Genomic DNA, 708 nt, shown 5'->3' on the forward strand with positions numbered 1-708 from the left:
AATGATGAAGATATAGCCCTTTATGCTCTTATCAATCGTGCCAGAATGATTAAACAAAATAGAATCAGTTTTGTGTAAATGTTTTCCTTATGATTTGATTTAATCTTAGTGGGTTTAAAAACCCACAAGGCTTTTCATGGCTAGAAAAAGAAAGATAACTATTCCTAGAATAGAAGATATTAATATAAGTTCTGATACTTCTTGTATGCATCCTATATTAGAAGATAATACTTTAGTATGCTTACATGGAGGTAGAGTTAAGTTAAAAGCAAAAAAAGCTAAAAGAATAAAATCAGACAATGTTCCTATTATGCTTAATAATGAAATACAAGGAGCTAGTATAAGTGGATGTTTAAATCCACCTATACTAGGAGGACCTTGTACTAAAGTAGCTATGGTATTTGCTTATACTTATTCAGATCATAAAGTTAATAATAAACATTCTGTTTTACAAATGGGTTTAATAGGAATGAGTATAAAAGGTTATCCTATATTTGCTATACCTAAAAAGAATAAAATTAAATTTGCTTTAGCTAAAATACAAGCTAGTCCTCTTGCTAAGATTAAGTATGATAGGATAAGATGGCAAGGGATAGGAGATAAATTAGGAGCGGCACAAAGAAGTAAAGAAAAAGCAAAAATGCTTTTATATTTGGAAAATGAAAATAAAAAAGGTAAGGTAAGTGATAAAGAAGTTCATCTTTATAA

1 pseudogene is annotated in these 708 nt (G+C 28.7%); it reads left to right on the forward strand.

Annotated features, from left to right (window positions below):
* Positions 1 to 136: 136 nt before the first annotated feature.
* Positions 137 to 708, forward strand: a pseudogene (locus AJ936_RS06990) (hypothetical protein); the annotation flags it as partial.

The organism is Campylobacter sp. BCW_6877, assembly GCF_001762445.1.
In the GTDB taxonomy this organism is placed as follows: domain Bacteria; phylum Campylobacterota; class Campylobacteria; order Campylobacterales; family Campylobacteraceae; genus Campylobacter_D; species Campylobacter_D jejuni.